The following is a 26918-nucleotide window of genomic DNA, read 5'->3' on the forward strand; positions in this document are numbered from 1 at the left end:
TTATGGTCTGCTTTTTTTAGGATGATCTAGCCGATGTAGTTCACTTTCTTGCATATACACCATAGAATTTCGTTTCTGTTTAATATCTAAACACTCTTAATACCATTTTTTTTACGCTAACTTGCACTTTTTTAGATAAAAAATATCAATAAAGTTAGTTGTGTCTAATTTTAGTTGCTTTAAGCTTACTAATTCTATACAATGAAACTGTTCAAAAATGTTATTTCTTAATTGTTGAGGATGTCATGTCAAAAATTGTTAAAGTAATCGGTCGTGAAATTATTGATTCACGTGGTAACCCAACTGTTGAAGCTGAAGTTTATTTAGAGGATGGCTCTTTTGGTCGTGCAGCAGCTCCTTCAGGAGCTTCAACCGGTTCAAGAGAGGCCTTAGAGTTACGCGACGGTGATAAGACTCGCTTTGGTGGTAAGGGAGTGTTAAAAGCCGTTGCCAATGTTAATGGTCCAATTGCCAAGGCAGTTTGCGGTCTGGATTCTGCGGAGCAGTCAGTTGTCGATAACACTATGATTAAGCTTGATGGTACCGAGAATAAGGATTCCTTGGGAGCCAACGCAATTTTAGCTGTATCTCTGGCAGTAGCAAAAGCAAATGCTGCTTCAAGAAAGATCCCTTTATATCAGTATATTGGTGAACTCTTTGGTCATAAAGGCAAGTATGTAATGCCTCTTCCTATGATGAACATCCTAAATGGTGGTGAGCACGCTGATAACAATGTTGATATTCAGGAGTTCATGATTCAGCCTGTTGGAGGAAAGAATCTTCGTGATGCACTCCGTATCGGTTCAGAGGTTTTCCATTCTCTTGCCAAGGTTTTAAAGGCAAAAGGTCTAAACACTGCGGTAGGTGATGAAGGTGGTTTTGCTCCAAATCTGTCATCAAATGCAGAAGCTTTTGCTTGTATTAAAGAAGCAGTAGAAAAAGCTGGCTATGAGTTTGGTAAGGATGTAACTTTGGCTATGGACTGCGCTTCATCAGAATTCTATAACGATAAGACTGGCATGTATGAATTAAAGGGGGAGGGTAAGTCCTTTACTTCACATGAGTTTACCGATTATCTGGCTGGTCTGGTTAAGGAATATCCAATTGTTTCCATCGAAGACGGTCAGAATGAGTCAGACTGGGATGGCTTCAAATATCAGACTGAGAAACTTGGTTCTCATGTACAGCTAGTTGGTGATGATCTTTTCGTAACCAATACTAAGATTCTATCAGAAGGTATCAAAAAAGGAATTGCCAATTCAATTCTAATCAAGTTCAATCAGATTGGTTCTCTAACCGAAACTCTGAATGCAATTAAGATGGCTCAGGATGCAGGTTATACTGCAGTTGTTTCACACCGTTCTGGTGAGACAGAGGATACCACTATTGCTGATCTTGCGGTCGGTACTTCCTGCGGTCAGATCAAGACTGGTTCAATGAGCCGTTCAGATCGTATCGCAAAATATAATCAGCTAATCCGTATTGAGGAAGCATTAGGTGAGAACGCAGTCTTCCTTGGTCGTAAGGCAATTAAGGGCCAGAACTAGTTCTGGTGTGAGATTTGGGGGTCAGATTTGCTCTGATACCTGAGTCTTAATGTTCAAAATTTCCGTGTTTTGAACAGGTAAGTGTATATCTTCGGTTCCATTTTTTTTGTCAGAGACCTTTTCTCTGACTTTTTTTCTTTAAACCTATCAATTCTAACAAATCATTTCTGCTCTTTTTTGGGTACAGGTCTAAGTAATTAAAAAAAACGCACTATTAATGCGTGAGTGATATTGACAAAAATTTCGAGAGTATAATTATCATGTATTAGCTTTAATTTCAAATAGTTGCTGATACAAGGTGTTGAAAATAATACTTTTGTTGCTAATTACATCATTTGTTTTATTTGTTTCAATAGTTTCAGATTAAATTAACATAACAATATAAGGAGACAGCTTTGAAGTCCATACTATCTTAGCTGTAATTAAATGACAGATTTTCACCCTCAGCCTAATCTCTTCAACCGGTTTTTAAACTGTGTCGAAAGACTTGGAAATAAACTTCCTCACATTACGATGCTTTTTATTTATGCTCTGATTCTGACGATTTTTATCTCTTTCCTTCTTTCTTTTATCGATTTTGACTACATACATCCAACCTCCAAAGAGAAGATTCATATTTTAAATATGCTTGCTCCTGCTAATCTTCTGGATCTGGTGGTAAATTCAGTCAAGAATTTCATGGGATTCCCTCCATTAGGTATTACCATTGTTGCAACATTGGGTATTGGTATTGCAGAGGGCTCAGGCTTTGTTAATGTGCTGATTAAAAAGTTCCTGTCGGTTACTCCAAGAAAGCTTCTGACTCCAACTGTTATTTTTATCTCTATTGTCTGTCATCTTGTATCAGACAGTGCATATACTATTCTGATGCCAGTTTCTGCGCTGATGTTCTATTCCTGCGGCCGTCATCCTTTAGCCGGTATAGCTTGTTCTTTTGCCGGGCTTGCCGGAGGTTTCACCGCAAGTTTTACTCCTTCAGTAATCGATCCTGTTATGCAGAGCTTTACAGAGTCTGCCTCTCATATCATTGATCCAGAGTATTCCGTTAATGTTCTGTGTAACTATTTCTACGCTTTAGGCGGAACCATCTTTGTTATTCTTTCGGTCTGGTTTGTCACAGACAGGATTATTGAACCTAGACTTATGCAGACCATGCCTCTTGATCTTGATATTAAAGAGGATAAGACTTTAGCAGTAACACCTGTAAGTGCAGAAGAAAACCGAGCTTTTAAGATTGCAATTGGTACAGTGATAGCTCTTTTATCTTTCCTGTTTGTTCTATGCTACCCAGATAACTCTATGATGCGTGCTCCAGACGGTACTTTAACCTCTCCTAAGGCACCTGTTATGATGGGGCTGGTTCCTCTGCTGTTTATCTTCTTCTCTCTGCCTGGCATTGTGTACGGTTACTCTGCAGGTACCTTTAAGAAAGCTAATGATGTGATTAAATCCATGGAACATATCATGAATATGCTGATTTCCTTCATAGTATTCTGCTTCTTTGCAGGACAGTTCCTGTATGTGTTCGGACACTCAAACATTGGCTCTCTGCTTGCAATTTCTGGTGCGGAGTTTCTCAAGAGCATGGGCTTGCCATCTGGAATTACTCTTTTAGGTATTATTATCCTGACCGGATGTCTGAACCTTTTAATTACTTCTGCAACCTCAAAGTGGGCTATTCTATCAACAATCTTTGTACCAATGCTGATGATGCTTGGAATTTCTCCAGAGCTCACTCAGGCTGCCTTTAGGGTATCTGATTCTGCTGTAAACGTATGTACTCCTATGTTTGCCTTCTATCCTCTACTGATTTCATATTGTCAGCGTTACTGCAAGAAAGCAGGAGTTGGAACATTAAGTTCAATGATGCTGCCTTATACCTTTGTTCTTATGTTTGTTCTTACCGTAGTGCTGTATATTTACTGGTTCATTGGTATACCTCTTGGATTCCAGAGCGGTTATGACTATCCATCTACTATGTTCCCTCAGGTGCATTAAGGAGAATTCATGGATCTTATAAAAAGTCTTACAGACAGATTCTTTCGTTACGTGTCGATTCCCTCACAGTCCGATGCTGCAGTAAAAACAGTTCCAACTTCAAAGGGGCAGACTGAGCTTGCCAATTTGCTTGCAGATGAGCTTAAAGACCTTGGTGTGTCTTCTGTATCTGTAGATGAGCACAGCTGTGTCTATGGAACTTTAAAAGGTAACTGCAAAGGTCCAGTGGTTGGTTTTTTAGCCCATTTAGATACTGTGAATGTATCTTTAAGTCCAATAATTCATCCTCAGATCATTCATTATGATGGAGGAGATGTTGTTCTTAACAAAGAGAAGAATATTGTCTTAAAACTCTCAGAGTACCCTGAACTTGGGAGTTTTGCCGGAGAGGATATTATTTTTTCTGATGGAACTTCTGTTTTGGGCGCTGATGACAAATCTGCAATAGCCAACATCATGACTATGCTTGAAGTTCTGAAAAATGATCCTTCCATAAAACATCCTGAACTTAAGATAGCCTTTGTTCCTGATGAGGAAATTGGTCTTTTAGGTTCAAAGTGCATGGATCTTGAAAAGTTCAAGGTTGACTTTGCATATACCATAGACTGCTCAGGTGTTGGTGAGATAGTGTATGAGACTTTTAATGCCGGTACCGTAAAAATAAGGATCAAAGGTGTAAGTGCTCATCCTATGTCAGCTAAAAATGTGCTTGTAAATCCACTTCTGGTTGCTCATGACTTTATTTCAATGTTTGACCGAGGTCAGACTCCTGAGCATACAGAAGGCAGGGAGGGCTACTGGTGGTTTAGCGGTATGAACGCAGATCCTCTTTACTGTGATTTGAGCATGCTGATCCGTGATCACGACAAAAAACTCTACGAATGGCGAAAGCAGTACGTCAGAGATGCGGTTGAAATTCTAAAAAAACGTTATCCAAAGGCTGAAATCTCATTTGATATTACTGATACCTATGAGAATATTGCTAATAACGTTAAGCGTGAAGACCCTCCTGTAGCCATGCTTTATCAGGCTTTAGATGAACTTGGAATAAACAGTGTTACCTATGCAATGAGAGGCGGTACTGACGGTTCTCAGCTATCCACCAAAGGAATTGTTACTCCAAATTACTTCACTGGAGCATTTAATTTCCACAGTAACTGTGAATTTCTGCCTTTATCGTCTTTTAAAAAATCATGTGAGGTTACCTTAAAGCTTATTGAGCTTTCCTGTAGATAAATAACATTTAAAAAGCACATCAGAGGACTGTATGGTATGAGTTGTGATGATTCTGTCGCAGTCCTCTGTTTTTTTTAATTTCGTTAAATTTAGAGATAATTCTTTTTTTTTATCAACGAGTAAGTCATATAATCGGAGAAGATAACAATTATTTTCAAACATAAGGTTTTCCAAAATCTGCAAAAAGTCAGGTTGGAGGTGGATTATGAAGAAATTTATAGTATTTCTCTTGGTGTTTGTCTGTGTCCTGTATATCGGTATCTGCTACATTACTGGCTCGCTTATTGAATCAAATCTTGCTAATTCACAAAAATACATTGAATCTTCTGATGCAGAACTGTTAAAAGGTGTAAAACTCAGTTATATTTCTAAATCATCTGGACTTTATAACCGTGAAGGTGATTATGTAATTGAGTCTCCTGTGTTTGGAAAATCTGTCTGTCCAACCTCAATTTACTCGGGATTTCTTCATGCCAATGTAAAGCTGAACGTTGATGAGCTTGTGGCAAATCTTGCCCGCAAGAATATTGTGCTGCCAGCCTCTTTTGATACTAAAACTTCAAACGGTGTGATTGAGGCTGATGTTAATGTCCTTTCATTAAAGGCTGTAGCAACCGCAGATCTCTCTTCAAAATATCAGAAGAACCGTTATAAGGATTTCTCCTTAAAGCTTATCTCAAATGTTGATTCTTCGTTTAATCCGGAGGCTACTATAGCTGTAAGCAACTTTAAGAATCCTGCTCTTTTTTCATGTGATAGCTTTAACTACAAGGGTAATATTGAGGGACTTATTTCAATTTCCTCTCTTGGTAAGGGGAAATTCAGCGGTAAGAATCTTGGATATGAAAAGTATGTTTTAGATAATCTTGAAGGAGAATACAGAACCTATGAATACGAGAATGGAATCTTCAAGCTTTATGTAAAGGCTATAGGCCAGGGCGTAACCGAGCATCTTAGCCGCTTTGATTTTGAAGGCTCCTTTTCATCCTTTAACCTTGATAAGATCTTATCTTCTGATAAGTACAAAAAGAATGCTGCAGATGAATCTCTGGATATAATTCTATCTGATCTTAGCGATGCACAGATTGATAAATTCAATTTCTCTCTCTCAAGAAACTTTGCTAAGCGTCTTTTTTCCGAGAACTCTGCTGATATTCCTTTCCAGTCAAACGGCAGCTTTAAATTCAAGTATGCAACTGTTCCTCAGAGTCTGAATGGAGTTCTGCATATCGGCACCAATACTCTTAAAGGTTTAGGTTTCCTACTAAAGGATCAGGGGAACGGTTATTACGGTACTGATCTTGTTATTAAAAATGGACAATACCAGCTGGGAGATTTTTCCTTATCATCAGATTTTCTCAAGAACTCTGCTATCAATGGCCTGATTGAGAAAATCAAGCTTGAAGATAAACTTAATCTGAAAGGAGAAAAAATTGAAAAGGAATTGAATAAATTAGATGACAAGATTAAAAATTCTAATATATTCAAGATGATCAGATAAGTAAAAAAGGATATGATCCCTACTGTCTGCATTATTGTCTATTATTTTTTCTAATTCAGATATAAGCTAAACGTAGTTTAATCTCGGAAGTTCAATCCGAGATTTTTCTTTGAATGCCGCAACTGCGGAATATTTTGAGGCTAAATTTTTCATGGCAAATAAATTAGTATTGTTTTCAGCCGGAGCTGTTGTTATCGCTGCTGCAGTTTATGCCGGTGGTGTTTATTATACAGGTGTTAAAGTCAATGAATACCTCAGCGGTATTGAAAACAATGAAACAATCAGCAAACAGCTTAGTTATTATCTTCCAGGCTCAAATTTAAGCTGCAAGGTAGACAAGGATTCTTTCTTTACAGAGAAGGGCAGTTTTATTCTTTCTGTCGAGGATGAAAGTGTAAAGATCCCATTTACCATCAACAAGGGCTTTGGCTCTGCTAAAACCATCATTGGTACAGATGAATTTGTTTCTTTAGTAGAAAAGAATGATGCAATCAAGTTTGCTCCAAATACTGTGAAGGCTGATCTTGAGTTTGATTCTTCTGTATTCTCTTCAAAGATCAAAGGTCATGGCAGACTGCAGGCTGATTATCAGGATAACTCTAAGGGCAAGCTAGATTCTGTTCTGGATGTGGATTTAACCTCAGATGAAAATGTAATCTCTCATCTTAATATCAGGAATCTTCAGGATGGAAAATCCTTCTCGGTTAAAGAAATTGATATGTCTGGCAATATGCAGGGAATAACCGATCTAAAGAGTATTGGTAATTCCTCTGTTGTCATAAAGGGCTTTGAAGCAATGCCCTATAAATTTGATAACCTAAAGTTAACTTCACAGGCTGTAAATCAGACAAAAGAAGGTGATTTCGACATGAATATCACCTTAAGCGGAGATGATTTATTCGGTTATCTTCAGAACTATGATATTGATTTCACTTTATCAAAGTTCAATACAGATGTCCTTGAAAAGGCCTCTCAGAATGCTGCTGTTGATGATGGTTCTTATCAGGAGGTCTTAAAGTCTCTCAATTCTCTTACTGTAAACAAGCTTAATGGCAGAGTAGGTAAAATCGTTGCCTTCTTTACTGGAATTCAGAACGTTGATCAGTTCAATTTAACCTCTGGCGGTAAGTTTACATGGAACCTTGAGGAAGGAATGGATTCTCTGAAGGGCAATCTAACAGTTAAGTCTGATTCTAACAAGAATGCAGAGCAGTTTTTTGTTGAGAAGAACGGCGCATTTGAATCTGAGCTTGCAATTGAAAATGGTCGTTTAACTGTAAACGGCAAGCCTTTCCTATAATAAACTTAGATTCATAGATTTCTGTAAAAGAATAAAGCTTCTGAATCTGTAAATAAAACAGGCAGAAGCTTTTGTTTTGATTATTGTTAGTTTAAGGCTAATATTTCAGATTAATATCAGTTAATTTGGACTTAATTTCTTTATCGATAAAAATAAGTTTTATATAATTTTGTGGTAATAAAATACAGAATCGTTAACATTATATAAAAACAAGAACAAACTATATCTTATGAACATTCTTCTTCTTTCTATTATCCCTGTATTACAGTTCGTTTTCGTATATTTCCTGTTTCTAAAACCTATTCAGAAATACTCCTTTATATTCAGAAAACTTTTCTTTGTGCTGTTGGGAATAAGTGCTTTAAATGGGTATCTGTATATCTTCTTTAAGATGACAACAGCTTACTTTGGTATTCCAAAGTGGCTGGTGATGATTGTTCTAAATATATTCTGGGCGATGGCTGTTCTATGTATTCTCATCGGTATCCGTTTAGTTCTGAACTTCCTATTCAAGCTTTTAAGAAGAAATTTCTCTGTTAATCTGTTTAAGCCTGAATCTGTGATTCTAGGCTTGTTCATGACGGCCTTGAGTTTTTATATTTCAGCTGTTGCCGTAAGTAATGGTTTCGTTCCTCCCGTAATAAGAAACTATACCTTTACTGTAGATAAACTCTCAGTAGAGAATAGCGGATTAAAGATAGTTCAGCTTTCTGATCTCCACATAGACGGAATAGCAACAAAGAGTGAAATCAGAGATATTGTTGACAGGGTAAATGAACAGAAACCCGATCTTGTTTTAATTACAGGCGATTTTGTAGATGGCAAGGTTTCTGATTTAAAGGATGTTACCGATATTCTTTTTGCTCTGGATTCAAAATACGGTGTGTATGCTGTACCAGGAAATCATGAATATTATTCAGATTACAGGAAATGGCTAGAGCATTTTGAGAAAGGCGGAATTAAGTTTCTAGAGAATAATAACATCTCAGTCAAGGATTACGCTCAGAATAATGTGTTAAATCTCTGTGGTATTACTGATCCTACTGCAGAACACTACAACATGACTGAACCAAGTATCAAAGATGCATTAGTTGGCGTTGATAATTCTGTTCCTACTATATTCATGTCCCATCGTCCTAAGTTTGCAGTTCAGCTTCAGGAATTCTCTGATCTTACTTTATGTGGACACACTCATGGTGGTTTTATGCCCGGTATCGACATACTGGTCGGTCTTTTGAATGAAGGAATGACTCACGGACTTTATAAGCTTGGAAAAGAGAAGGTGATTGTTTCTTCAGGAACCCGTATCAATACAGCTTCTGCTTTCAGAATCTTCAATAAGCCGGTAATTAATATCATTGTTCTTGAGTCTCCTAAGGCTCATAGAAATCTCAGTTCTAAAAATTTCTCTGTCTATTTTGAGAGTTAGTTTTTTATTCTGCCATGAGAAAATAATCATGGCAGAATTCTGCTAGTCTGATCATATTTTTGTGTTGTTTAATATATTTTACCTTTCTTCATTCACATTTTTAAATCTTCACTTACCCATTTTCAATGCATTGTTTTTAATATTATTTATACTCAAAGATAGGTTTTGAATTTTGGAGAAATCTTATGGGCTTCTTTGAAAGACTATCTGTTCGTGGGAAGGTAATGGGTGGTTTTGCTGTTGTAATTATATTTACAATCCTTATCTCTATTGTATCTGTCCTGATAATGCTGAATTTTAATTCAGCCTCTTCTTATGCTCACGAGGTTCTGACTGTAAGACGTGTTACATTGGTAACAGTTCGAGAAATGATCGATACCATGCACGATGATCTTTTCATGTCGCAGGAGGAACTTGAAAACAATACTCCCGAACTATTGAAGGGGATTGAAGAGAAGGTTAATGCCGTTTCTGCTAAAGTAAATGCTTTAAGAGGAAGAACTACTCCTGAGCAGACAGCAATTATCAAGAATTCTATTGCAGAGTATGAGAACCTGTATCGAAACGAATATCTTCCAGCTTTAGCCGCTAAGGATCTTCAAAAGATGCATCATGTTTTCTCTCTCAAGATGCAGAAACTTAAGATTGCCGCAGACAAGGCCTGCAATACTATAGTCGAGACTCAGATTGCTAATGGTGTTTCCAAGATTGAGGAAAATACCTCATATACTCCAATATATGGAATTCTTATTGCTTCTGCCTGTGCCACTGTTCTTGCTATTCTTATTGCCATGGTGGTATCAAGCTATACTGTTAAGAATCTTCGCACAGCATTAAATGCATCAAGCTTAATTGCAAATGGAGATCTTTCAAAACCTGTAAAGACAACTTCTAAAGATGAATTTGGAAAGCTTCTAGATGCAGTTGAGAAAATGAGACTTCAGCTTAATGATCTTGTTGGTAAGATTAAGTCCTCTGTAGGTCAGGCAGTATCAGATTTCGGTTCTATCAATGATATAACTATGGTTATTGATGAATCTGCCCGTTCTAATGAATCAAAGGCAATGACTGTGGCTGCAGCTTCTGATGAGATGGTTTCAACAACGGGAGATATCGCTAAGAACTGTCAGACTGCCGCTGTAACCGCTGATGAGAGTAACAAGAGTACACAGGATGGTGTTAACAAGGTTCATCTGACTATCAATGCAATTCGTGATCAGGTTGAAAAATCAAAGAATGACGCAATACTTGTATCTCGCCTGGTAGAACAGTCTCAAAAGATCGGTACTATAGTTCAGACAATTGAAGATATTGCTTCTCAGACTAATCTGTTGGCTCTTAATGCGGCAATTGAAGCTGCCCGTGCAGGTGAAGCCGGTAAGGGATTTGCTGTGGTTGCAGACGAAGTTCGTTCTCTGGCTTCAAGAACCTCTGGTTCAACCTCTGAAATTACCAAGATGGTTGCTGAGATTCAGAATGACGCTAATACCGCAAATGACAGTATGACTGCCTCTGTTGAACATATGGGGGAATTAGCTTCCCAGACAGAAGAAGTTGAAAATTTATTGTCCAGCATTATTGAAAATGTTAATTCTGTTAATACTCAGATTGCTCAGATTGCAACTGCTGCTGAACAGCAGACAACCGCGACTTCTGAGATCTCATCCAATATGCAGAGTATTACCAATGAGTCTCAGAATCTGACAGAGAATGTGAGAACGGCACAGGGAACAGTAAACTCCTCAGTTGATAATCTGAATTCCTTAAAGGCAATGGTTGACAGGTTTATTGTGTAACTATATAAGGAAAACTTTATTTGAAAAAAATCAGAGAGTGCTTAATGTGTTCTCTGATTTTTTTTGTTAGTTATTATGAGATAACTACTCTGGGGAAGGATTCTTGGACTTGAGTCCGAGAAAGAAAAAGCTGTAATTAAGCCTGAGCTTTCCTACTTCCTTTTGTATTTTTATCCTCGTCCTTAATTCTGATCATGAAGTTTGAAATGATAGCGACTAAACCACCGGTAGTGATTCCAGAAGTGAACAATGATTTTATGTTATCTGGTAGGAAGTTCAGAATGTCTGGTTCGAATTCAACTGCTAGACCGAAAGAGAAACTTACGGCCATAACAAGGATTGCTTTGCGGTTCATTTCCTGAGAGGCAATGATTCTTACTCCAGCAGCTGCAACAGTTCCGAACATAAGTAGAGTGGCTCCTCCTAATACAGGATCTGGAATTAAAGAGAACACCTTACCTACAGCAGGGAATAGTCCTAAAATTACAAGGAATCCTGCGATAAAGAATCCAACGTATCTTGAGGCAACACCCGTAAGCTGAATCATTCCGTTGTTCTGTGCGAAGATTGAGTTTGGGAATGAGTTCAGACAGCCTGCAATCATTGAGTTAAATCCATCTGCAAGAATACCGCCTGAAGATCTCTTCTGGAAGTCGGAGCCTTCAATCTTCTGTCCAGAGATTAGAGAGTTAGCAGTAATATCACCGTAAGCCTCAATTGCAGTAATCATATACACGATGCCAAGACCGATGATTGCACCAGGATCAAATGTAATTCCGTACTTGAATGGATGTGGTACGTTAATACCGCCAAAACTGTCGATCTGAGAGAAATCGACCCTTCCCATAAAGTAAGCTACAACAAAACCGATAATCAGACCTAATACGATAGAGCTCATTCTCAGGTAACGGTTTGAACTGCGGTTGAAGAACAGAATGGTAACGATAACCAGTGCTGCAAGGCTGATATTTTCGACAGATGCAAAGGTTCCGTCTGCTTTTGCTCCAAAACCGCCGCCGCAGGCAATTACACCAACCTTAATCAGACTTAATCCGATAAGACAAACTACGATGCCGGATACTAAAGGAGTAATAATCTGTCTGGTGTAGCGAAGAACTCTACTGATAAACATTTCGATAAAGGAACCAGAGATTACAGCACCGAAGATAGCTGCAAGTCCTCCATTCAGACCAGCTCCGATAATAGGAGAGATGAATGAAAAAGAGGTGCCCTGAATACACAAAAGGCCGCATCCGATAGGACCAACCTTTTTGCACTGAATGAATGTTGAAATACCTGAAGCCAAAAGCGACATGGAGATCAGATAACCTGTGGTTTCCAAATCAAGCTTTAGCGCACTGGCAATAATAAGTGGAGGAGTGATGATTGCCACGAAAATAGCCAGAAGGTGCTGGAAAGCAGCAAAAATGGCATCTCTTAGAGGAGGTCTGTCCTCAAGTTTATAAATAAGTTCTGATGTGAACAGCTCTGTTTTGGTGCTCTGAGTCATTTTTTAATTCTCTTTAAACTTTATCTGACAATTATCCAGACTATCAATAATAGCCAGTGATTCTACCTGATAACCTTCGTTTCTAAGATAGCTGCCACCCTGCTGGAAAGATTTCTCAACAATAAAGCCCATACCTACAAGTTCAGCCTTAGCCTGTTTTGTAAGCTCAATAATGCCTTTTGCTGCATTACCGTTTGCCAGAAAATCATCAATGAACAGAACCTTATCGCCTTCGTTTAAGAACTCCTTTGAGCAGCATACAGTATAAGCTCTGTTCTTTGTGAAAGAGAAAACTTCTGTTGAATACATTCCTGCCATGGTTGATGGCTTCTTTTTCTTGACAAATACTACAGGTACATTCAGAAGAAAACCTACCATGATTGCTGGTGCAATTCCAGAGGCCTCAATAGTGATGATCTTGTTGATTTCCTTTGTTGCAAATCTGCGAACAAATTCAATTGACATGGCCTGAAGAAGGGTAGGATCAATCTGATGATTGATAAAACTGTCTACCTTCAGAATTCCACCATCTAGGCATTTGCCATCCTCTTTGATACGCTTAACCAATGGTTCGAATGGTTTGTAGTGATCTGCCATAAAAAAAGTCCTTATAAAAGAAAAACAATTATTTTTTCAGGAATGATATTGAGCCTGTGGTCTTTGAAACCAGAGAGGCTTCCATATCGTGTTCGTCATGTCCGGTGATTACTGCTTTAACCAGGTCGCCCACCTGAACATCCTTGGTGTTTGGAATGGATATTACTCCATCAATATCCGGAGATTCATATTTTGAACGACCTACAGCAACGCCATCATCTGATACGTAATCAATTAAAACCTGATATTCCTTGCCGACTCTAGCCTCAAGCTTTTCATAGGAAATCTGAGATTGAAGCTCCATCAGTCTTGCAGCTCGCTCTTCACGAATCTGCTCATCTACCGGATTTAAATAAGTGTTGGCTGTAGCACCGTCAACATCTGAATAAGGGAAACATCCAACTCTATCCAGTTTTGCTTCTTTGATGAAGTCTAAAAGTTCATTGAACTGCTCTTCGGTTTCTCCGGGGAATCCTGCAATGAAAGTTGAACGGATTGCAATATCAGGACAAACACTACGCCATTTTTCAATTGAACGAAGAGTCTTTTCAATGTTTCCTGGTCTTTTCATTGAGCGCAGGATGGTTGGGTTTACATGCTGGAACGGTACATCAAGATATGGCAGCACCAGACCCTCTCCCATTAAATCCACAACTCTGTCCGCTTCATCTGATGGATAAACGTAGTGAACTCTGATCCAGCGCTTAAGTTCACTTAACTGTCGCAACAGGGCTGATAGGGAAGTCTTGTTCTTTTTCAGATCCATTCCGTAGTCAGATGAATCCTGCGCAATTACTAAAAGCTCCTTTACTCCTCGTCTTACAAGGTCAGAGGCTTCATTGTAGATAGCATCACTAAAGCGAGAACGTAGGGGACCTCTCAGGGAAGGAATAATACAGAATGAGCAGTGATGTCTGCAGCCTTCAGCAATCTTCAGATAGGCATAGTGAGGAGGGGTCAGAAGAATACCTGATGGATTTACGGACTGTGCAGCTGAAGGATCAGGAGTTCCTACCAGACTTATAATTCCACGAATAACTGTGGCTCTCATTCCTGGGCCATAAACAGCAGCGACCTGAGGATATTTATCCAGAATTACCTTTGCTCTTGCTCCAAGACAGCCTGTTACTATGACCTTTCTTGAATAGTTTAAAGCTTCACCGATTGCCTGCATTGATTCCTCAACGGCAGGGCCGATGAAGCCGCAGGTGTTTACGATTACAGCATCACATTTGCTGTATTCGTTTTCAATCTCATATCCCATTGCAATCAGGACAGAGGTTAATCGCTGTGCATCAACAAGGTTTTTTGCACATCCCAGAGAAACAAGACCAATTTTAGGTGAGTTACGCATGCGTTTATTTTTCGTTAAGATTTATTTATTGAATAGCCAAAAGCCAGGATATAGATCCTGGCCTTATTATAATAATGAAGGATATTAAGCCTTGAATGCGCCCTGTAGAGGAGGAACAACCTGCTTCTTACGGCTCATTACGCCTGGCATCCACATATTGTCTGACTTCTGTGTGCCTAGAGCCTTGATGATGACATCCTCTTCGTCAGATACAACTAATAGTTCTGAACCTTCTTTCATGATATCGGTTAGAACTAATACAGCTGAGTGTCTGCCTTCTGCCTTAACAGCAGCAAGCTCTTTCTTTAATGACTCCTTTAGCTCTGGAGTTACCATTGATAGGGAAATAAGCTCTAACTGACCGATACCGATCTTCTTGCCACCCATATCGAAGTCCTTGAAGTCACGGAAGATCAGGTCACGTGGAGAAGCATTCAGGTTTGACTTTGCCTTGAACATTTCCATACCTAAAGCTTCTAAATCAGAAACGTTAGCAATCTTAGCCAGTTCCTGAGCTGCCTTCTTATCAAACTCGGTGCAGGTTGGGCTCTTGAACAGAACTGTGTCTGAAAGAATTGCACAAAGCATTGCACCTGCGATATCAGCAGGGATAGTTACATTGTAGTAATCAGCAACCATCTTGATGATGGTGTTTGAGCAGCCGTATGGCTGAATCCAGCACTCAAGAGGAGTATCGGTGGTAATATCACCCAGCTTGTGGTGGTCAACGATACCTAGGATTTTTGCATCCTTAAGATCTGCTGGAGCCTGAGCTAAGTCAGAGTAATCTACTAAATAAAGTTCCTTTGAAGCAACTGAAGTTACTACCTCAGGTGCCTTTAAGTTGAATCTATTTAAAACAAACTCAGTCTCTGGTGCAGGAGTTCCCTGAGCAACTGCAGTTGCCTGAATACCACGCTGATTTAAAACGTGTGCATATGAAATTGCTGAAACGATAGAGTCTGTATCAGGATTCTTATGACCTAGAACCAAAACGCTCATTGAAATGTCCTCAAATTACTTGGATTTATGGTACGAATTAAATTTTGGTGTATTTTACTATGAAATTGAGATTTTTATCTAAAAAATTTCTGTTTTGACAAAGAAATTTACAGGTTAACTCTCTGCCTCTGCATTCTCTAATTCTTCCTGCTTTGTAAGCCAGCAAAGCTCTGTTTCATCAAGCTTGTCACTGTATTCAGAACGCTGAATTGAAAGTTCTTCAACCTTTTCCTTCTGTGTCTGGTATAGACTGCTGTCAGAAAGAGTTTCATCGATTTTAGCAATTTCTGCTCTGAGCTTTTCCATAGTCTTTTCAAGCTGTTCAATCTCTTTTTTCAGAGGTCTTAGGGCCTGACGTTTCTGAGCTTCGAGTTTTTTCTGCTCCTTTGTCTTAAATGAAGAAGCTGAAGCGGAAAGTGTCAGAGAATTGTCCTTTTTTTGTGCAAGTTTTTCTTTGTATTCACGGTTCTTCTGATTTAAAAATTCCTGATAGTCATTCAGATCACCGTTGAATTCTGTAACGCTTCCGTTATCAATAAGCCAGAGTTTATCTGCGATTGCCTCTAAAAGATGTCTGTCATGAGATACCAGAATCAGAGCTCCCTGATAGGAGGATAACGCTATTGATAATGCCTCTCGCATATCCAGATCAAGATGGTTGGTTGGCTCATCAAGAAGCAGCAGATTTGGCTTCTGATAAGCGACAATTGCCAGAGCAAGTCGAGCCTGTTCACCTCCAGACATGGTCTCAACTTTTGCGGTAGCCTTGTCTCCACTGAAGGAGAATGCTCCTAGAAAGGTTCTTAAATCCTTCTCCTTGGCATTTGGATCTATTGCCCTTAGGTGATCCAGGCCGCTCATCTGACCTGAAAGCTGATCCAGCTCATGCTGAGCAAAATAGCCAATCTTTATTCCTTTTCCTAAAGTTACAGTACCATGTACAGGTTTCAGTACAGAACACATTGTCTTGATAAGGGTAGATTTACCCTGACCGTTTTTTCCTAAAAGACCGATTCTGTCTCCAGCTATAAGCATCAGATTGATGTTCTTTAAAATTATGTCATGTTCTGAGTATCCTGCATCAAGATTCTTCAGATCTGCAAGAATATCAACTGTCCTTTCAGGTTCGGCAAACTGAATATGATATGGTGATTCCTCTGCAGTAACTGCTGTAAGTTTCAGTCTGTCAATTGCTTTTAACATGCTCTGGGCCTGTTTTGCCTTACTTGCTTTATATCTGAAACGCTCAACAAAGTCCTGCATGTGTGCTAAAGCTGCTTCCTCACGTTTTCTGGAAGCTTTTTCATTTCTGATTCTTTCTGCTCTTAATCTTTCATAATCAGAGTAATTTCCAGTGTATGACACAAGCTTACAGGCTTCAAAATGAAGAATATGAGTACAGAATGTATCAAGAAAATCACGATCATGGGAAATACACAGAACTGTACCCTCATAGCTCTTAAGGTAGTTCTCAAGGAAGATGATGGTATCAAGATCTAGGTGGTTGGTAGGCTCATCAAGCAGCAGAACATCAGACTGGTAAATTAACGCCTGAGCCAGATTAAGTCTCATTCTCCATCCACCAGAGAATTCTTTTACGCTCTTGTCCATTTCTTCTTCACTGAACCCGAGTCCATGCAGCAGTATTCTGGCTCTGCTGTCGATTGTCCATGCTCCGGCTATTCCCAGCTTATCTTCTATAAGAGCTATCTTTTCACCGTTGTTGTCTTTGTATGCCTGCTCTTTCTGTTTTAGCAGTTCACAGAGATCTTTATCTCCCTGTTTTACATATTCGAGTGCGGATATCTCAAGAGATGGTGTCTGCTGAGAAACAGAGGAAATCTTGAAGCCTTTTGGAATAGAAATATTACCTAGTTCAGGTGCAACTTCACCTTTTATTGCAGCGAATAAAGTGGATTTACCGCAGCCGTTACGTCCGATAATACCAACCTTCTGGTTTGGAAAAATACTGCAGGAAGCTCCTTCTAAAAGGTATTTGCTTCCTCTCATTATGGTTACATCTGTAAGCTGAATCATCTTTTGCTGTTAGTTGTATTTGTAAAACAAAAACAGTGGAGCAAAGTCCACTGTCTTTTTATGAAGGGATTAAAATCAGAGCTGTGTTGTATTCTGAACCAGGGTAATACCGTCTTTTACTCGGATGTTTCTGATGGTAATAACTGTTTTCTGTCCGATGTGTCTGATTACAGAAACATTCAGAAGTGGAATACCTGTCTGTTTACATGCTCTGATCAGCGGTGGAATTACTGCAGCAGAACCGGAGTTCTGGGCTACATTGACTCCTGAACCAACAACAGTCTTTAGCCCGTTTGATTTTAGGGACTGGTTGATTGCACCTGAAACATCAGTTACACAGTCTGTTAAAGAATCTGAAACGATGGTAGGAGCAATATAGATCGGACCTTCCTCGTTCTTTAATCTCTCTGCCTGTTTTGAAGCCAGATCAAATGCAACCTGGGAGGCACTCTCTGCAGCTGCAGACTGGCATTTTGCAGTTGAAGACAGAGCTGCAACATTACTCTCGTTATTGGTATTTAATACCTCAATAGATTCTCCTACCTGGGATATAGGCTTGAGATCCTGTGGAGATGCTGCCTCCTCAGGTATGTAAGGCTTAGGAAGATTCAGTTTAGAATCTGCATTTGTCGGATCTATATCACTGTTCTCAGAACCATTGATATTGTTGAGACTTACATTTCCCTTGATTACATCCTGAACTGTAATTTTTGACAGAGGACTTGTATTTTCCTTACCTTCAAGAGCTTTGACTGTAGGAAGAAGAGTTCCAACATTATCTGCGTTTCCTACCTTGTCAGAAGGGTCAGGAATGTAAGGCTTAACCTGACCAGCCTGAAGCTCCTCTGAAAATGCTTTTGCTACTTCCTCGCCTTTTGCTAGAGTTTCAGCATCCTCTGTTTCTAGAGCTGCTTCTGTCTTTTGTGCAGTAGGCTTTTTAACGTTTTTCTTCTTTATCTTTGTGGTTGTCTGCTGTTCAACAACCACTTTTTTTCCATTAGCATCAACCGAGCTGTCAAACATTGCACTGTTACATGCTGATAACAGCCATGTTGCTGAAAGAATTAAAAATAATTCTGCTATTCTGTTAGTTTTAGAATTAATTTTCATATAGGTTTATTTAGATTTTATCGTGAGGAAAGCCAAAGCCACCAAGATATCCACCAGCAAGAAGATGCATATGAATATGAGGAACTTCCTGGCATCCGTCTTTTCCAACATTAACAATTAAACGGTAACCTGATTCATTAACTCCAAGATCTTCTGCTATCTTACGGGCGACAATGAAAAGATGTCCGAGCATTTTTTCATCTTCTGGTTCAACCTGTGCAACAGAAGGAATTGGCTTATTGGTTACGATAAGTATGTGATGTTCAGCTTTAGGAGCGATATCTAAAAAAGCAGTAACAAGATCGTCATGATAAACTGTCTTTGAAGGAATTGTTCCGTTTATAATTTTTGTAAAAATTGTTTCTTCGCTCATTTCTAAAGCCTCATTGTCTGTTTTGATTCCACACTTTTGTGATGTCGATTATATCACAAAAAATGTTTGTGGATAAAAGCCTGATATTCCGTAATTTGTTCTTAATTAATTGATATTTCAGCCGTTAAGTATATAGAAGGTGCAAATTGATCAAAAAGGAGGCAGATTATGGGACAGGAGTTCGTATATTCAGCACTCCCAAGACCAACGTTAAGACCATCAGATCTGGTTTATCGTCGTCGTGTCAGCAAGTCCGACAGTGGAGACAATACCAAGGGAGCTTCATCTAAGGAACACAAATTTGAACTGGAGAATTCTGAGAGGAAGGATTTCAGTGAAGTTTTTGAGGATGAGAAGGAAAAATCCAAAAATAGAATTGATGCTGTGGTTTGATTCATCTTGTGTGCTCTGCCTGATAAGCTCAGGCAGGGGCGTTTTTTTTCTTTTTTCTAATTGCTTAATTTTCTGTAATTTTTTTCGTCTGATTAGTGGTATACTTTCAAGTGTTTAAAGTCGTAATAAAAGTGCACTGGCTCACTGTCTGCAAAAATATAAAACTAAGCTTTGTGTTATATAATTTGTGCTGATTTAAAGTTATTTACTTAAATATGGGCAGAAAAAGGAAATAATTCACTAATGTGAATGTTTTCATGTTTTAAGTGTTTATTTTTATCTACAATACTTAGCAGACGATAAGAATTTATAAATGTAAGAGGAGTTTCAAATGATTGGTATCGTAGTGGTATCACACAGTGTAAAAGTATCTGAGGGTATCTGCGATATGGTTGAGCAGATTTCTGCTTCTGGAACAGGCAAACTGCCTATTATTGCCGCAGGTGGCAATTCAGAGGGTAAACTCGGAACTGACCCAAATCGTATTTTAGAGTCAATTAAAAAGGTAGATCAGGGTGACGGTGTAGTTGTTATCTGTGATCTTGGTTCTGGTGTTATCAGTTCTCAGGCTGCAATTGCAATGTTGCAGGAGCCTTTAAAGTCCAGAGTAAGAATTGCAGATGCTCCTGTACTAGAAGGTGCCGTCGGTGCCGCTGTTGAAGTTGCATCTGATGCTAACAGTTCTTTAGACAGTGTAATTTCTGCCGCTGAAGCATCACGTCAGCTACATAAAAAATAATTATCAAAATATATAATCAGACAGGCCACAGATCTATACTCTATGGCCTTTTGTTTTTTATGGACCCCAAAAACGTAAGGATTTTAATATGAAAAAGTTACTGTTTTGCATGGCTGTACCTGTTTTTCTCCTAGGTTCATCTTCCGCACTGGCAGATACCTGTACCGAGAGTGGTGTTATTGAGGTTGTAGGACATGCCAAAGTTGATGTAATGCCTGATATTGCCGTTTTAAGCTACAGCGCCAGGGACGAGAATAAGGATTCTGTAAAGGCCAGAAACAGTGTTGAAAAGAAAATTACTTCACTATACGATAAGGCCCTGAGTCTGGGGGTTAAAAAGGAACAGATAATTTCGGGTAGTATTACCCTCTATCCTAAGTATCACTATACAGATAAATCTAAGCGAGTATTTGATGGTTATTTCTGCTCAAGAGATATTGTCTTTAAGATTGATGATTTCTCTCTGATAGAAAAAATAACCACTGCCGCTGTTGATTCCGGAATAGGCGATATCAATGGATTCGGCTATGAAATTAAGGATACAACAGCTATAAAGAAGGATGCAGATACCAAGGCAATCGCGGATGCAAGAGACCAGGCTCAGCGTCTTGCAGATGGTTTTGGTGTAAAGATAAAAAAAGCCTGCTCCTTAAAGTTTGAAGATAACAATTCCAACGGATTCTATCCTAAAAACAGAGCAGCTGTTTCACTGATGGCTGTTAAAGCAGAAGCTGCACCGGTAGCTACTGAGTACATGCCAGAGAAACAGTCTGTAGAATCAAATGTATATGCAACATTCTCAATTGAATAGAACAAAACTGGAGCTTTTAGCTCCTGCTAAAGATTTTACATCTGCAAAAAATGCTATTTTATGCGGCGCCGATGCTGTATTCATTGGCGGTCCGGCTTTCGGTGCCAGAGCTGATGCCACCAATAAGATTGATGATATTAAAAAGGTGTGCATGCTTGCACACCGTTTCGGGGTAAAGGTTCATGTTACCCTAAATACCCTTTTATACGATGAGGAACTTAAGAGGGCACAGGAGATCATATATGAACTTGCTGATGCAGGAATTGATGTTCTTATTGTTCAGGATTTAAGTATATTTTCCTTTGATATCCCCAAGGGTATTGAGATTCATGCTTCAACCCAGTGCTGCATAGATACGGTTGAAAAACTTAAATTCTATGAGTCTCTTGGGGTATCTCAGGTGGTTCTGCCCCGTGAGTTCACGTTTGACAAGATTAAAGAATTTCATGAAGCCTGTCCTAAGGTTAGATTGGAGGCTTTTATTCTTGGAGCTCTGTGTGTGGGCGTATCTGGAATCTGTCATATCTCTGATTATCTCAAAGGTCGTTCCGCCAATAGGGGAAGCTGTGCGCAGATCTGTCGACTTCCAATGCAGCTGTTCCACAATGGCAAAGAAATTGCCGTTGGACATCTTATGTCCTTAAAGGATAACAATCTTAGCGGGCATATTGATGAGCTTGTAGCTGCCGGTGTTACCTCCTTTAAGATCGAAGGTCGTTTAAAAGATAAGAATTATGTGGGTAATACCACAGCCTACGTCAACTCGAAGCTTGATTCTTTCATCTCAAAGCATGTAGATTTTGAAAGAGCATCCTACGGTAAGTCTTCTATAAGTTTTAATGCTGATATTAACAAGACCTTTAATCGAGGTTTTACTGACGGACTTTTTACTGACAATAAAAAGTCACTGCCGTTTGCTCTGACTCCAAAATTTCTAGGTCCTAAGATTGGCACAGTTGTCTCTGTAAAGAGGAAAGGAAAGGAGACTGAGATTACTCTGAGTACTTCAGCTAAAAAGAGTCTTAATAAGGGAGATGGTCTAACCTATATAAAAGAGCCAGCCTCCGTAAGAACTGATTCTTTAAATATCTCAGAGCGAGTTCCTTCAGTTGAAGGTTTTAGAATTAATTCTGTTGCAGAACAGAACTCAAAAACTGCTGTTATTAATGTTTTTGGTTCAGTTATGCTGAAATCTGGAACGATACTGTATAAGAATTATGATGCAGATTTCGAAAAATCACTTGATGCAAAAAACTCTGCAGTACGAACAGTTTCTTATGATCTTGATTGCAGTGTCAAACATAAAGAGGAAAGTCTTTATACACTAAGTCTTACTGCAAAAGATGAAAGCGGACATATTGCTTCGGACTCTCTTGATTTTGAGTTTAATTCTGAACTAGGAGTAATAGGCAGGGATAAACTTATAAGTACCTTATCTAAGAGACTTGATGAGTACTCTGTTCTGAATTCTCTGAGTATTACTGGCGATACGGATAGGCTTTCAGTCAGATTGTCTTCAATAAATGAATTAAGACGAAAAGTTCTTTCAATGTGTCTTGATCATGGAGGCGTTAACTCTGAGAGTCAGTTTATTCCCTTTAAATTTGAGAAAGAATCTTTTTTGCCTAAATATCCTAACGGAAAGGTTGATTCAAGACTGGTTTTAAACTCGGTTGCAAAAAGATTTTATGAGGTGTGCGGTACCAAGGTTGGTCTAGAGGACAGCTCAGCAGACAATCTTGAGAAGAATTCGGTTATGGTCTGCAAATTCTGTCTTATCAACGAATATGGAACCTGCTCAAAACTAGGCGGAAAGGTCAGCGGTTATACCTTAGGCGTCAGCGGAAAGACTTTTAAGATAAAAGTAGACTGTAAAAACTGCTTCATGCATATTGTAAAAGAATAAAACAAAACTACATATTCAAATGTCATTTTCAGAAGATAGCTACATCGATAACAGTATAGATTCCGAGGATTATATTCACCCTTCCATGAAGGATGTTGAGTGCTTTATTGGTCCAGAGGGCTCATTTAAGTCAGCGGTTAAAGGTTTTCGTGTCAGAACAGGTCAGATAAAAATGGCCAAAAACTGGCAGCAGACTCTAAGAAAAAGTGAACTTGTGGTCTGTGAAGCTGGAACCGGTACAGGAAAGACCTTCGCATATCTTATTCCTGCTCTGTTATCAGGCAAGACAGTGGTTATCTCTACAGCCTCAAAAGCTCTTCAGGATCAGCTGGTAGAAAAAGATCTGCCTGCAGTGTTTTCACTTTTAAAGCTTACTCCTTCATTTATGGCTTTAAAGGGATTTTCAAACTACCTCTGTCTTAAGAAATATCATGAGGAATGTTCAAAATATCTGAATAAGACTGCTTTAAAGTTTGATGAGTCAAATCTTGAGAAAAACTCGGAAATAGATGAGGGAATGCTGGATGATTCAAGTCTATCAGAGGAAAAACTCAACGAAAATGCTATATCTGAAGAGGTGTTAGCTAAACTTGAGATTCTGATTCAGAATGCAAATTATCAGATAGAGAAAGATCTTCCAAACATTGATTTTGTTGAGGTTAACTCAAAATTTCCTGCATCTGTTACCAGAAGGGTAACCTGTGCTCCTGAATGGTGTTCAAAAAAACGCTGTCCATATGCCGATGAGTGTTTTCCTTATCTTGCAAGAGAGAAGGCGATAAAAACAAAGGTTGTTGTAATCAATCATTCTCTGTTTTTTGCAGATATGTTTATTGATGATCCTTTTTCTCCTTTATCTCCTGCAATTCTGCTACCTAAATACCGCACAATCATCTTTGATGAGGCTCATGAGCTTCCTGCCATCGGTAGAGAACATATGTCTGAGACCGTAGGTTCTACTGATATGGATAAACTTAGAGAGGATCTGAGGTACCTTAGCAAGAATCAGAATATTCCTCTTAAGCCTTTTGAAGAGCGTTTTATGAAACTGCGAAAGGTTTATGCCGATGTGTTCTCATATCTTTCAACAGTGGAGGCTGGTGGCAGCAATAAGCGTAATTTTCTTTTCTATAAATATGAAGATTATGATGAAAACAACCGCGATCCTTTTATTGAGTATCAGAAGGTAAATCAGGAATTTCGTGGTCTGATGCTTAATATGTACAGGGAACTTTGGGAGTATAAGGAATTCATTCGGGATAATGCTGATTTTGACGAGGAATTCTTTAACAAGGTTCTTGAGTTTATCAAAGCCAAGATTGATATCATTATCAGTCTGATGAAACTTGATGACAGAAATGATCCTAAGAATATCTACTATGGAAAGTACGTAGGAACTGTAGATGTTCAGCGCAAAACCTTTAAGATGAGTCTTACTCCTCTTGAGATCTCTGATTTCTTTGGCAGATATCTCGAGAACTGCTACAGTAGCAGTATAGGTGTACTTATGACTTCTGCAACTCTTGCCGTGAACCACAAGTTCGACAAGTTTCTGATTGATATAGGTGCTCCGTCTGATACTCATACTCTTGAAGTTGAAAGTTCGTTTGACTACAAAAAGCAGGCTGCAGTGTATCTTGATGGTAATTTCCCTGCTCATAACGATGTGGACAGAATAGATAAGATTGTTGATACGTTAGAGCCTGTTATAAATCAGGTGAAGGGAGGTATTTTCTTCCTTACCACTTCACGTGATGCTCTAGTTAAAGCTTCTTCTGCCTTAAGACGGAAGTTTGCCAGAAAAAGAAAGATTTATTCTCAGAATGAGAAACTGTCAAATTCTGACATGCTGCAGAAATTCAAAAATGATGGCCATGCAATTTTAGTTGGTACCTCATCTTTCTGGGCGGGAGTTGATGTTCCAGGGCAGGCTTTATCATTAGTAATAATTGATAAGCTTCCATTTGAGAATGTATCTGATCCAATATTTAAGGCTCGCTGTGACTATTACGATGCTAAAGCCGTAATTGATTTTAGACAGGGAGTAGGAAGACTTATCAGACATGAAAAGGATGTTGGAGGTCTTATTATCTGTGATCCAAGAATTGTCAATAAGAGCTATGGTTCTCAGTTTGTTAAGTCTTTGCCGGATATGGCAATTTACAATAACCTAGAGGAATTTGAATCTTTTTTAAAATCTTTGAACGAAAGTGATAAAATTCAAGGCCAATAATTAACGGAACTCTCAGTCTGTTGCTTTGTTAAATGAAGACTCTATTACTTTCAAATCAGAGGTCGCACCTCAGAAGCATGCTGAGATTGTTCTTGAAATGCTGGATACCATTCTCAAGGAAAGTTCTATAAGCAAGGACGATCTTGACGGACTTGTATTAGGTATCGGACCAGGTTCTTTTACAGGTGTACGTATTGCCGCATCAACAGTTCAGGGCTTAGCTCTGGGATTAAATCTTAAGGTTGCCAAAATTACGTCACTTGAGGCATTAGCAATAGAGGCTGTATCAAAAGCTTCTGCCTCATATGTAGTATCTTCAATCGATGCACGAATGGGGGAGGTTTATATTGCCGTATATAAGGTTGAGGGCAGTGCTCTGACATTATTGTCAGAGGAAAAAGTTTTAAAGCCTGATGATGCTGTTGCTCATTTAAACCAGTTTGTTGGAGATAGCGAGAATGTCGTTTGTGCAGGATCTGGTGTTGATCTACTGAAAAAAGCCGGAATGAAAGACTATCCTAAACAGGCAGACTTCCCTCAGGCTCAGTATCTTTTAAATAAAGGCGCAGAACTTTTAAGTTTGGGCAAGGGCGTTGATCCTGAAGAAGCACTTCCTTTATATGTTAGAAATGAGGTTACCTGGAAGAAAGTTTCTGAGCAGTAGAAAATTTTTTCTAACCCATTGTAAAAAGGAATAATTACTAATTAGCGATTATTCTGATCCTGACCTACAATTAATATAGTTGAATATTTTTGTTCATCCGAGTTTGCTCGTGTTTAATTTGAGGTAGAAATGGCTATATCTAATGTTGTTGACTCATCAAAATTTCAGATAATACAGAGTCACACCAATCGTCAGAGACTTGACGAGCAGATTAACCGTAACGATGAAGAGAATCTTTCTTCTGTCAAAGTTGAACAGACTGTATCTGTAACTCCAAAGGTTCAGGGCAAGGAGTACGAGGATACTTATGCTGGTGCAAGAGAAGAGTTGGGATATACTCAAAAGGTGTCTTACAGTAAGGCAAGTGCCTACAGCAATATTCAGAATCAGGATAGACGTGAGGCCATCTCTCAGCAGTTAGGGGTGTCTGTCTACGCTTAATGATAATATCTTTTAACAAACAGCAAAACTAGCATCCCTGTGGTGCTATTTTTTTTGTCTTTTGCTCCCTTTTATACCGCAGATGGCGATCTGCGGTACTGAAAGGGAGAGATATCTAACAATAGCTCAGGTATTAACTGCCTAAGAGGCTCAGAGCAATCTGAGGTCTCTGGTTAGCCTGAGTTAGAACAGAGGTTGCAGCCTGCTGAGTAATGGTCTGAGCAGACAGGTTGGCAGCTTCTTCAGCATAGTCAGCATCACGGATACGTGATCTTGCATCAGAAACGTTCTCATGAGTAACTTCCTGGTTACGGATGGTAGATTCCATACGGTTCTGCAGAGCACCCAGAGCAGCACGGTGAGTGTCTACAACATTGATAATTTTATCAATATTAGCAATTGTCAGTTCAGCTGTATCCTGAGTTAAAACAGAGAACATATAAAAACCATTAGATGAGGAAATGCCGGTAGTGGTTGTAGATAAAGAACCATTTGTTTCAATTTTACTATCAAGAACGGTGGTATCTCCACAGATTCCTGAAAGCGTGAAACCGGCTGTTAATGACAGAGATATGGTGTCGTTCTCATAAGCGCCGACATGGAAAACGACTCTACCGGCAGTGCCTAAAAGACCTTTAGGTCCGGCAAGACACTGCTGACCACCGAAGGTTGTCTTACATGCAATACGTGTAATTTCCTCGGATAAAGCAGTAACTTCCTGCTGAATAGATTTTCTGTCAATATCAGTATTAGTACCGTTTGCAGCCTGAATGGCCAGTGTACGAATACGCTGAAGCATGTTTGTAGTTTCGTCCAGCGCACCTTCCATAGTCTGACATAGAGCAATACCGTCATTGGCGTTACGGTTACCTTGCTTCAGACCATTAATCTGAGAGGTGAGTCGGTCGGAAATCTGCAGACCTGCAGCATCGTCACGAGCA

At 39.1% G+C, this 26918-nt stretch carries 22 protein-coding genes; 14 read left to right on the forward strand and 8 right to left on the reverse strand.

Annotated features, from left to right (window positions below):
* Positions 1-245: 245 nt before the first annotated feature.
* The 7 genes from eno (at position 246) to QZU45_RS02510 (ending at position 10807) form a co-directional block, all read left to right on the forward strand.
* Complete coding sequence (gene eno, locus QZU45_RS02480) at positions 246-1547, forward strand: phosphopyruvate hydratase (protein WP_295351171.1); 1302 nt, start codon at positions 246-248, stop codon at positions 1545-1547.
* 426 nt (positions 1548-1973) lie between these two features.
* The gene (locus QZU45_RS02485) at positions 1974-3545 is read left to right on the forward strand and encodes an AbgT family transporter (protein WP_295351174.1); all 1572 of its coding nucleotides are present in this window, start codon (positions 1974-1976) and stop codon (positions 3543-3545) included.
* A 9-nt stretch (positions 3546-3554) separates the two neighbouring features.
* Positions 3555-4781: a peptidase T gene (pepT, locus tag QZU45_RS02490; protein WP_295351177.1), complete on the forward strand. Its 1227-nt coding sequence runs from the start codon at positions 3555-3557 to the stop codon at positions 4779-4781.
* 205 nt (positions 4782-4986) lie between these two features.
* Entirely contained in the window at positions 4987-6282 is a 1296-nt protein-coding gene (locus tag QZU45_RS02495) for a hypothetical protein (protein WP_295351179.1), read from the forward strand.
* A 151-nt stretch (positions 6283-6433) separates the two neighbouring features.
* A complete protein-coding gene (locus QZU45_RS02500; RefSeq protein WP_295351181.1) occupies positions 6434-7582 on the forward strand; it encodes a hypothetical protein in 1149 nt (382 codons plus the stop codon).
* 229 nt (positions 7583-7811) lie between these two features.
* Positions 7812-9011, forward strand: a complete 1200-nt coding sequence (locus QZU45_RS02505; protein WP_295351184.1) for a metallophosphoesterase — start codon at positions 7812-7814, stop codon at positions 9009-9011.
* A gap of 185 nt (positions 9012-9196) precedes the next feature.
* Positions 9197-10807, forward strand: coding sequence for a methyl-accepting chemotaxis protein (locus QZU45_RS02510; RefSeq protein WP_295351186.1), 1611 nt, complete (start codon positions 9197-9199; stop codon positions 10805-10807).
* 136 nt (positions 10808-10943) lie between these two features.
* Here the strand turns inward: QZU45_RS02510 and QZU45_RS02515 are convergent, their stop codons facing one another.
* The 7 genes from QZU45_RS02515 to QZU45_RS02545 all read right to left on the reverse strand — a co-directional run bounded on the left by QZU45_RS02515 (position 10944) and on the right by QZU45_RS02545 (position 18790).
* Positions 10944-12317 (reverse strand): nucleobase:cation symporter-2 family protein, encoded by a 1374-nt coding sequence (locus QZU45_RS02515; protein ID WP_295351188.1) that lies wholly within the window; start codon positions 12315-12317, stop codon positions 10944-10946.
* Between the two features lie 3 nt (positions 12318-12320).
* Positions 12321-12914: a xanthine phosphoribosyltransferase gene (xpt, locus tag QZU45_RS02520; RefSeq protein ID WP_295351190.1), complete on the reverse strand. Its 594-nt coding sequence runs from the start codon at positions 12912-12914 to the stop codon at positions 12321-12323.
* 28 nt (positions 12915-12942) lie between these two features.
* Entirely contained in the window at positions 12943-14268 is a 1326-nt protein-coding gene (gene rimO, locus QZU45_RS02525) for a 30S ribosomal protein S12 methylthiotransferase RimO (RefSeq protein WP_295351192.1), read from the reverse strand.
* Positions 14269-14352: 84 nt separating this feature from the next.
* Entirely contained in the window at positions 14353-15270 is a 918-nt protein-coding gene (locus QZU45_RS02530; RefSeq protein WP_295351194.1) for a manganese-dependent inorganic pyrophosphatase, read from the reverse strand.
* 114 nt (positions 15271-15384) lie between these two features.
* Positions 15385-17307, reverse strand: coding sequence for an ATP-binding cassette domain-containing protein (locus QZU45_RS02535; RefSeq protein ID WP_295351196.1), 1923 nt, complete (start codon positions 17305-17307; stop codon positions 15385-15387).
* 75 nt (positions 17308-17382) lie between these two features.
* Positions 17383-18417, reverse strand: coding sequence for a hypothetical protein (locus QZU45_RS02540; RefSeq protein WP_295351198.1), 1035 nt, complete (start codon positions 18415-18417; stop codon positions 17383-17385).
* A 10-nt stretch (positions 18418-18427) separates the two neighbouring features.
* Complete coding sequence (locus QZU45_RS02545; protein ID WP_074841610.1) at positions 18428-18790, reverse strand: histidine triad nucleotide-binding protein; 363 nt, start codon at positions 18788-18790, stop codon at positions 18428-18430.
* Between the two features lie 168 nt (positions 18791-18958).
* Here QZU45_RS02545 and QZU45_RS02550 point away from each other — a divergent pair, with 168 nt between their 5' ends.
* From QZU45_RS02550 to QZU45_RS02580, 7 genes are all read left to right on the forward strand, one after another.
* Positions 18959-19183, forward strand: coding sequence for a hypothetical protein (locus tag QZU45_RS02550; RefSeq protein ID WP_295351200.1), 225 nt, complete (start codon positions 18959-18961; stop codon positions 19181-19183).
* A 331-nt stretch (positions 19184-19514) separates the two neighbouring features.
* Positions 19515-19922: a dihydroxyacetone kinase phosphoryl donor subunit DhaM gene (gene dhaM, locus QZU45_RS02555; RefSeq protein ID WP_295351203.1), complete on the forward strand. Its 408-nt coding sequence runs from the start codon at positions 19515-19517 to the stop codon at positions 19920-19922.
* A gap of 88 nt (positions 19923-20010) precedes the next feature.
* Positions 20011-20733 carry an SIMPL domain-containing protein gene (locus QZU45_RS02560; RefSeq protein ID WP_295351205.1) on the forward strand — a complete coding sequence of 241 codons (723 nt, stop codon included), beginning with the start codon at positions 20011-20013 and terminating at the stop codon, positions 20731-20733.
* Positions 20726-22639, forward strand: a complete 1914-nt coding sequence (locus QZU45_RS02565; RefSeq protein WP_295351207.1) for a peptidase U32 family protein — start codon at positions 20726-20728, stop codon at positions 22637-22639. The genes QZU45_RS02560 and QZU45_RS02565 overlap by 8 nt, the downstream gene beginning before the upstream one ends.
* A gap of 19 nt (positions 22640-22658) precedes the next feature.
* A complete protein-coding gene (locus QZU45_RS02570; RefSeq protein ID WP_295351209.1) occupies positions 22659-24872 on the forward strand; it encodes an ATP-dependent DNA helicase in 2214 nt (737 codons plus the stop codon).
* Between the two features lie 25 nt (positions 24873-24897).
* A complete protein-coding gene (gene tsaB, locus QZU45_RS02575) occupies positions 24898-25536 on the forward strand; it encodes a tRNA (adenosine(37)-N6)-threonylcarbamoyltransferase complex dimerization subunit type 1 TsaB (RefSeq protein ID WP_295351211.1) in 639 nt (212 codons plus the stop codon).
* Between the two features lie 129 nt (positions 25537-25665).
* Positions 25666-25977 carry a hypothetical protein gene (locus QZU45_RS02580; RefSeq protein WP_295351214.1) on the forward strand — a complete coding sequence of 104 codons (312 nt, stop codon included), beginning with the start codon at positions 25666-25668 and terminating at the stop codon, positions 25975-25977.
* 133 nt (positions 25978-26110) lie between these two features.
* On the opposite strand, the gene QZU45_RS02585 is transcribed toward QZU45_RS02580, so the two are convergent.
* On the reverse strand, positions 26111-26918 hold an 808-nt coding region (locus QZU45_RS02585), incomplete at its 5' end, for a flagellin (protein ID WP_295351217.1).

The sequence above is a fragment of the uncultured Succinivibrio sp. genome (assembly GCF_902756765.1).
Taxonomy (GTDB): domain Bacteria; phylum Pseudomonadota; class Gammaproteobacteria; order Enterobacterales; family Succinivibrionaceae; genus Succinivibrio.

What these genes read in the sequence shown, in the direction of transcription:
- eno (WP_295351171.1), top strand. Translation starts at nt 246, where the DNA reads ATGTCAAAAATTGTTAAAGTAATCGGTCGTGAAATTATTGATTCACGT.
- QZU45_RS02485 (WP_295351174.1), top strand. Translation starts at nt 1,974, where the DNA reads ATGACAGATTTTCACCCTCAGCCTAATCTCTTCAACCGGTTTTTAAAC.
- pepT (WP_295351177.1), top strand. Translation starts at nt 3,555, where the DNA reads ATGGATCTTATAAAAAGTCTTACAGACAGATTCTTTCGTTACGTGTCG.
- QZU45_RS02495 (WP_295351179.1), top strand. Translation starts at nt 4,987, where the DNA reads ATGAAGAAATTTATAGTATTTCTCTTGGTGTTTGTCTGTGTCCTGTAT.
- QZU45_RS02500 (WP_295351181.1), top strand. Translation starts at nt 6,434, where the DNA reads ATGGCAAATAAATTAGTATTGTTTTCAGCCGGAGCTGTTGTTATCGCT.
- QZU45_RS02505 (WP_295351184.1), top strand. Translation starts at nt 7,812, where the DNA reads ATGAACATTCTTCTTCTTTCTATTATCCCTGTATTACAGTTCGTTTTC.
- QZU45_RS02510 (WP_295351186.1), top strand. Translation starts at nt 9,197, where the DNA reads ATGGGCTTCTTTGAAAGACTATCTGTTCGTGGGAAGGTAATGGGTGGT.
- QZU45_RS02515 (WP_295351188.1), bottom strand. Translation starts at nt 12,317, where the DNA reads ATGACTCAGAGCACCAAAACAGAGCTGTTCACATCAGAACTTATTTAT.
- xpt (WP_295351190.1), bottom strand. Translation starts at nt 12,914, where the DNA reads ATGGCAGATCACTACAAACCATTCGAACCATTGGTTAAGCGTATCAAA.
- rimO (WP_295351192.1), bottom strand. Translation starts at nt 14,268, where the DNA reads ATGCGTAACTCACCTAAAATTGGTCTTGTTTCTCTGGGATGTGCAAAA.
- QZU45_RS02530 (WP_295351194.1), bottom strand. Translation starts at nt 15,270, where the DNA reads ATGAGCGTTTTGGTTCTAGGTCATAAGAATCCTGATACAGACTCTATC.
- QZU45_RS02535 (WP_295351196.1), bottom strand. Translation starts at nt 17,307, where the DNA reads ATGATTCAGCTTACAGATGTAACCATAATGAGAGGAAGCAAATACCTT.
- QZU45_RS02540 (WP_295351198.1), bottom strand. Translation starts at nt 18,417, where the DNA reads ATGAAAATTAATTCTAAAACTAACAGAATAGCAGAATTATTTTTAATT.
- QZU45_RS02545 (WP_074841610.1), bottom strand. Translation starts at nt 18,790, where the DNA reads ATGAGCGAAGAAACAATTTTTACAAAAATTATAAACGGAACAATTCCT.
- QZU45_RS02550 (WP_295351200.1), top strand. Translation starts at nt 18,959, where the DNA reads ATGGGACAGGAGTTCGTATATTCAGCACTCCCAAGACCAACGTTAAGA.
- dhaM (WP_295351203.1), top strand. Translation starts at nt 19,515, where the DNA reads ATGATTGGTATCGTAGTGGTATCACACAGTGTAAAAGTATCTGAGGGT.
- QZU45_RS02560 (WP_295351205.1), top strand. Translation starts at nt 20,011, where the DNA reads ATGAAAAAGTTACTGTTTTGCATGGCTGTACCTGTTTTTCTCCTAGGT.
- QZU45_RS02570 (WP_295351209.1), top strand. Translation starts at nt 22,659, where the DNA reads ATGTCATTTTCAGAAGATAGCTACATCGATAACAGTATAGATTCCGAG.
- QZU45_RS02580 (WP_295351214.1), top strand. Translation starts at nt 25,666, where the DNA reads ATGGCTATATCTAATGTTGTTGACTCATCAAAATTTCAGATAATACAG.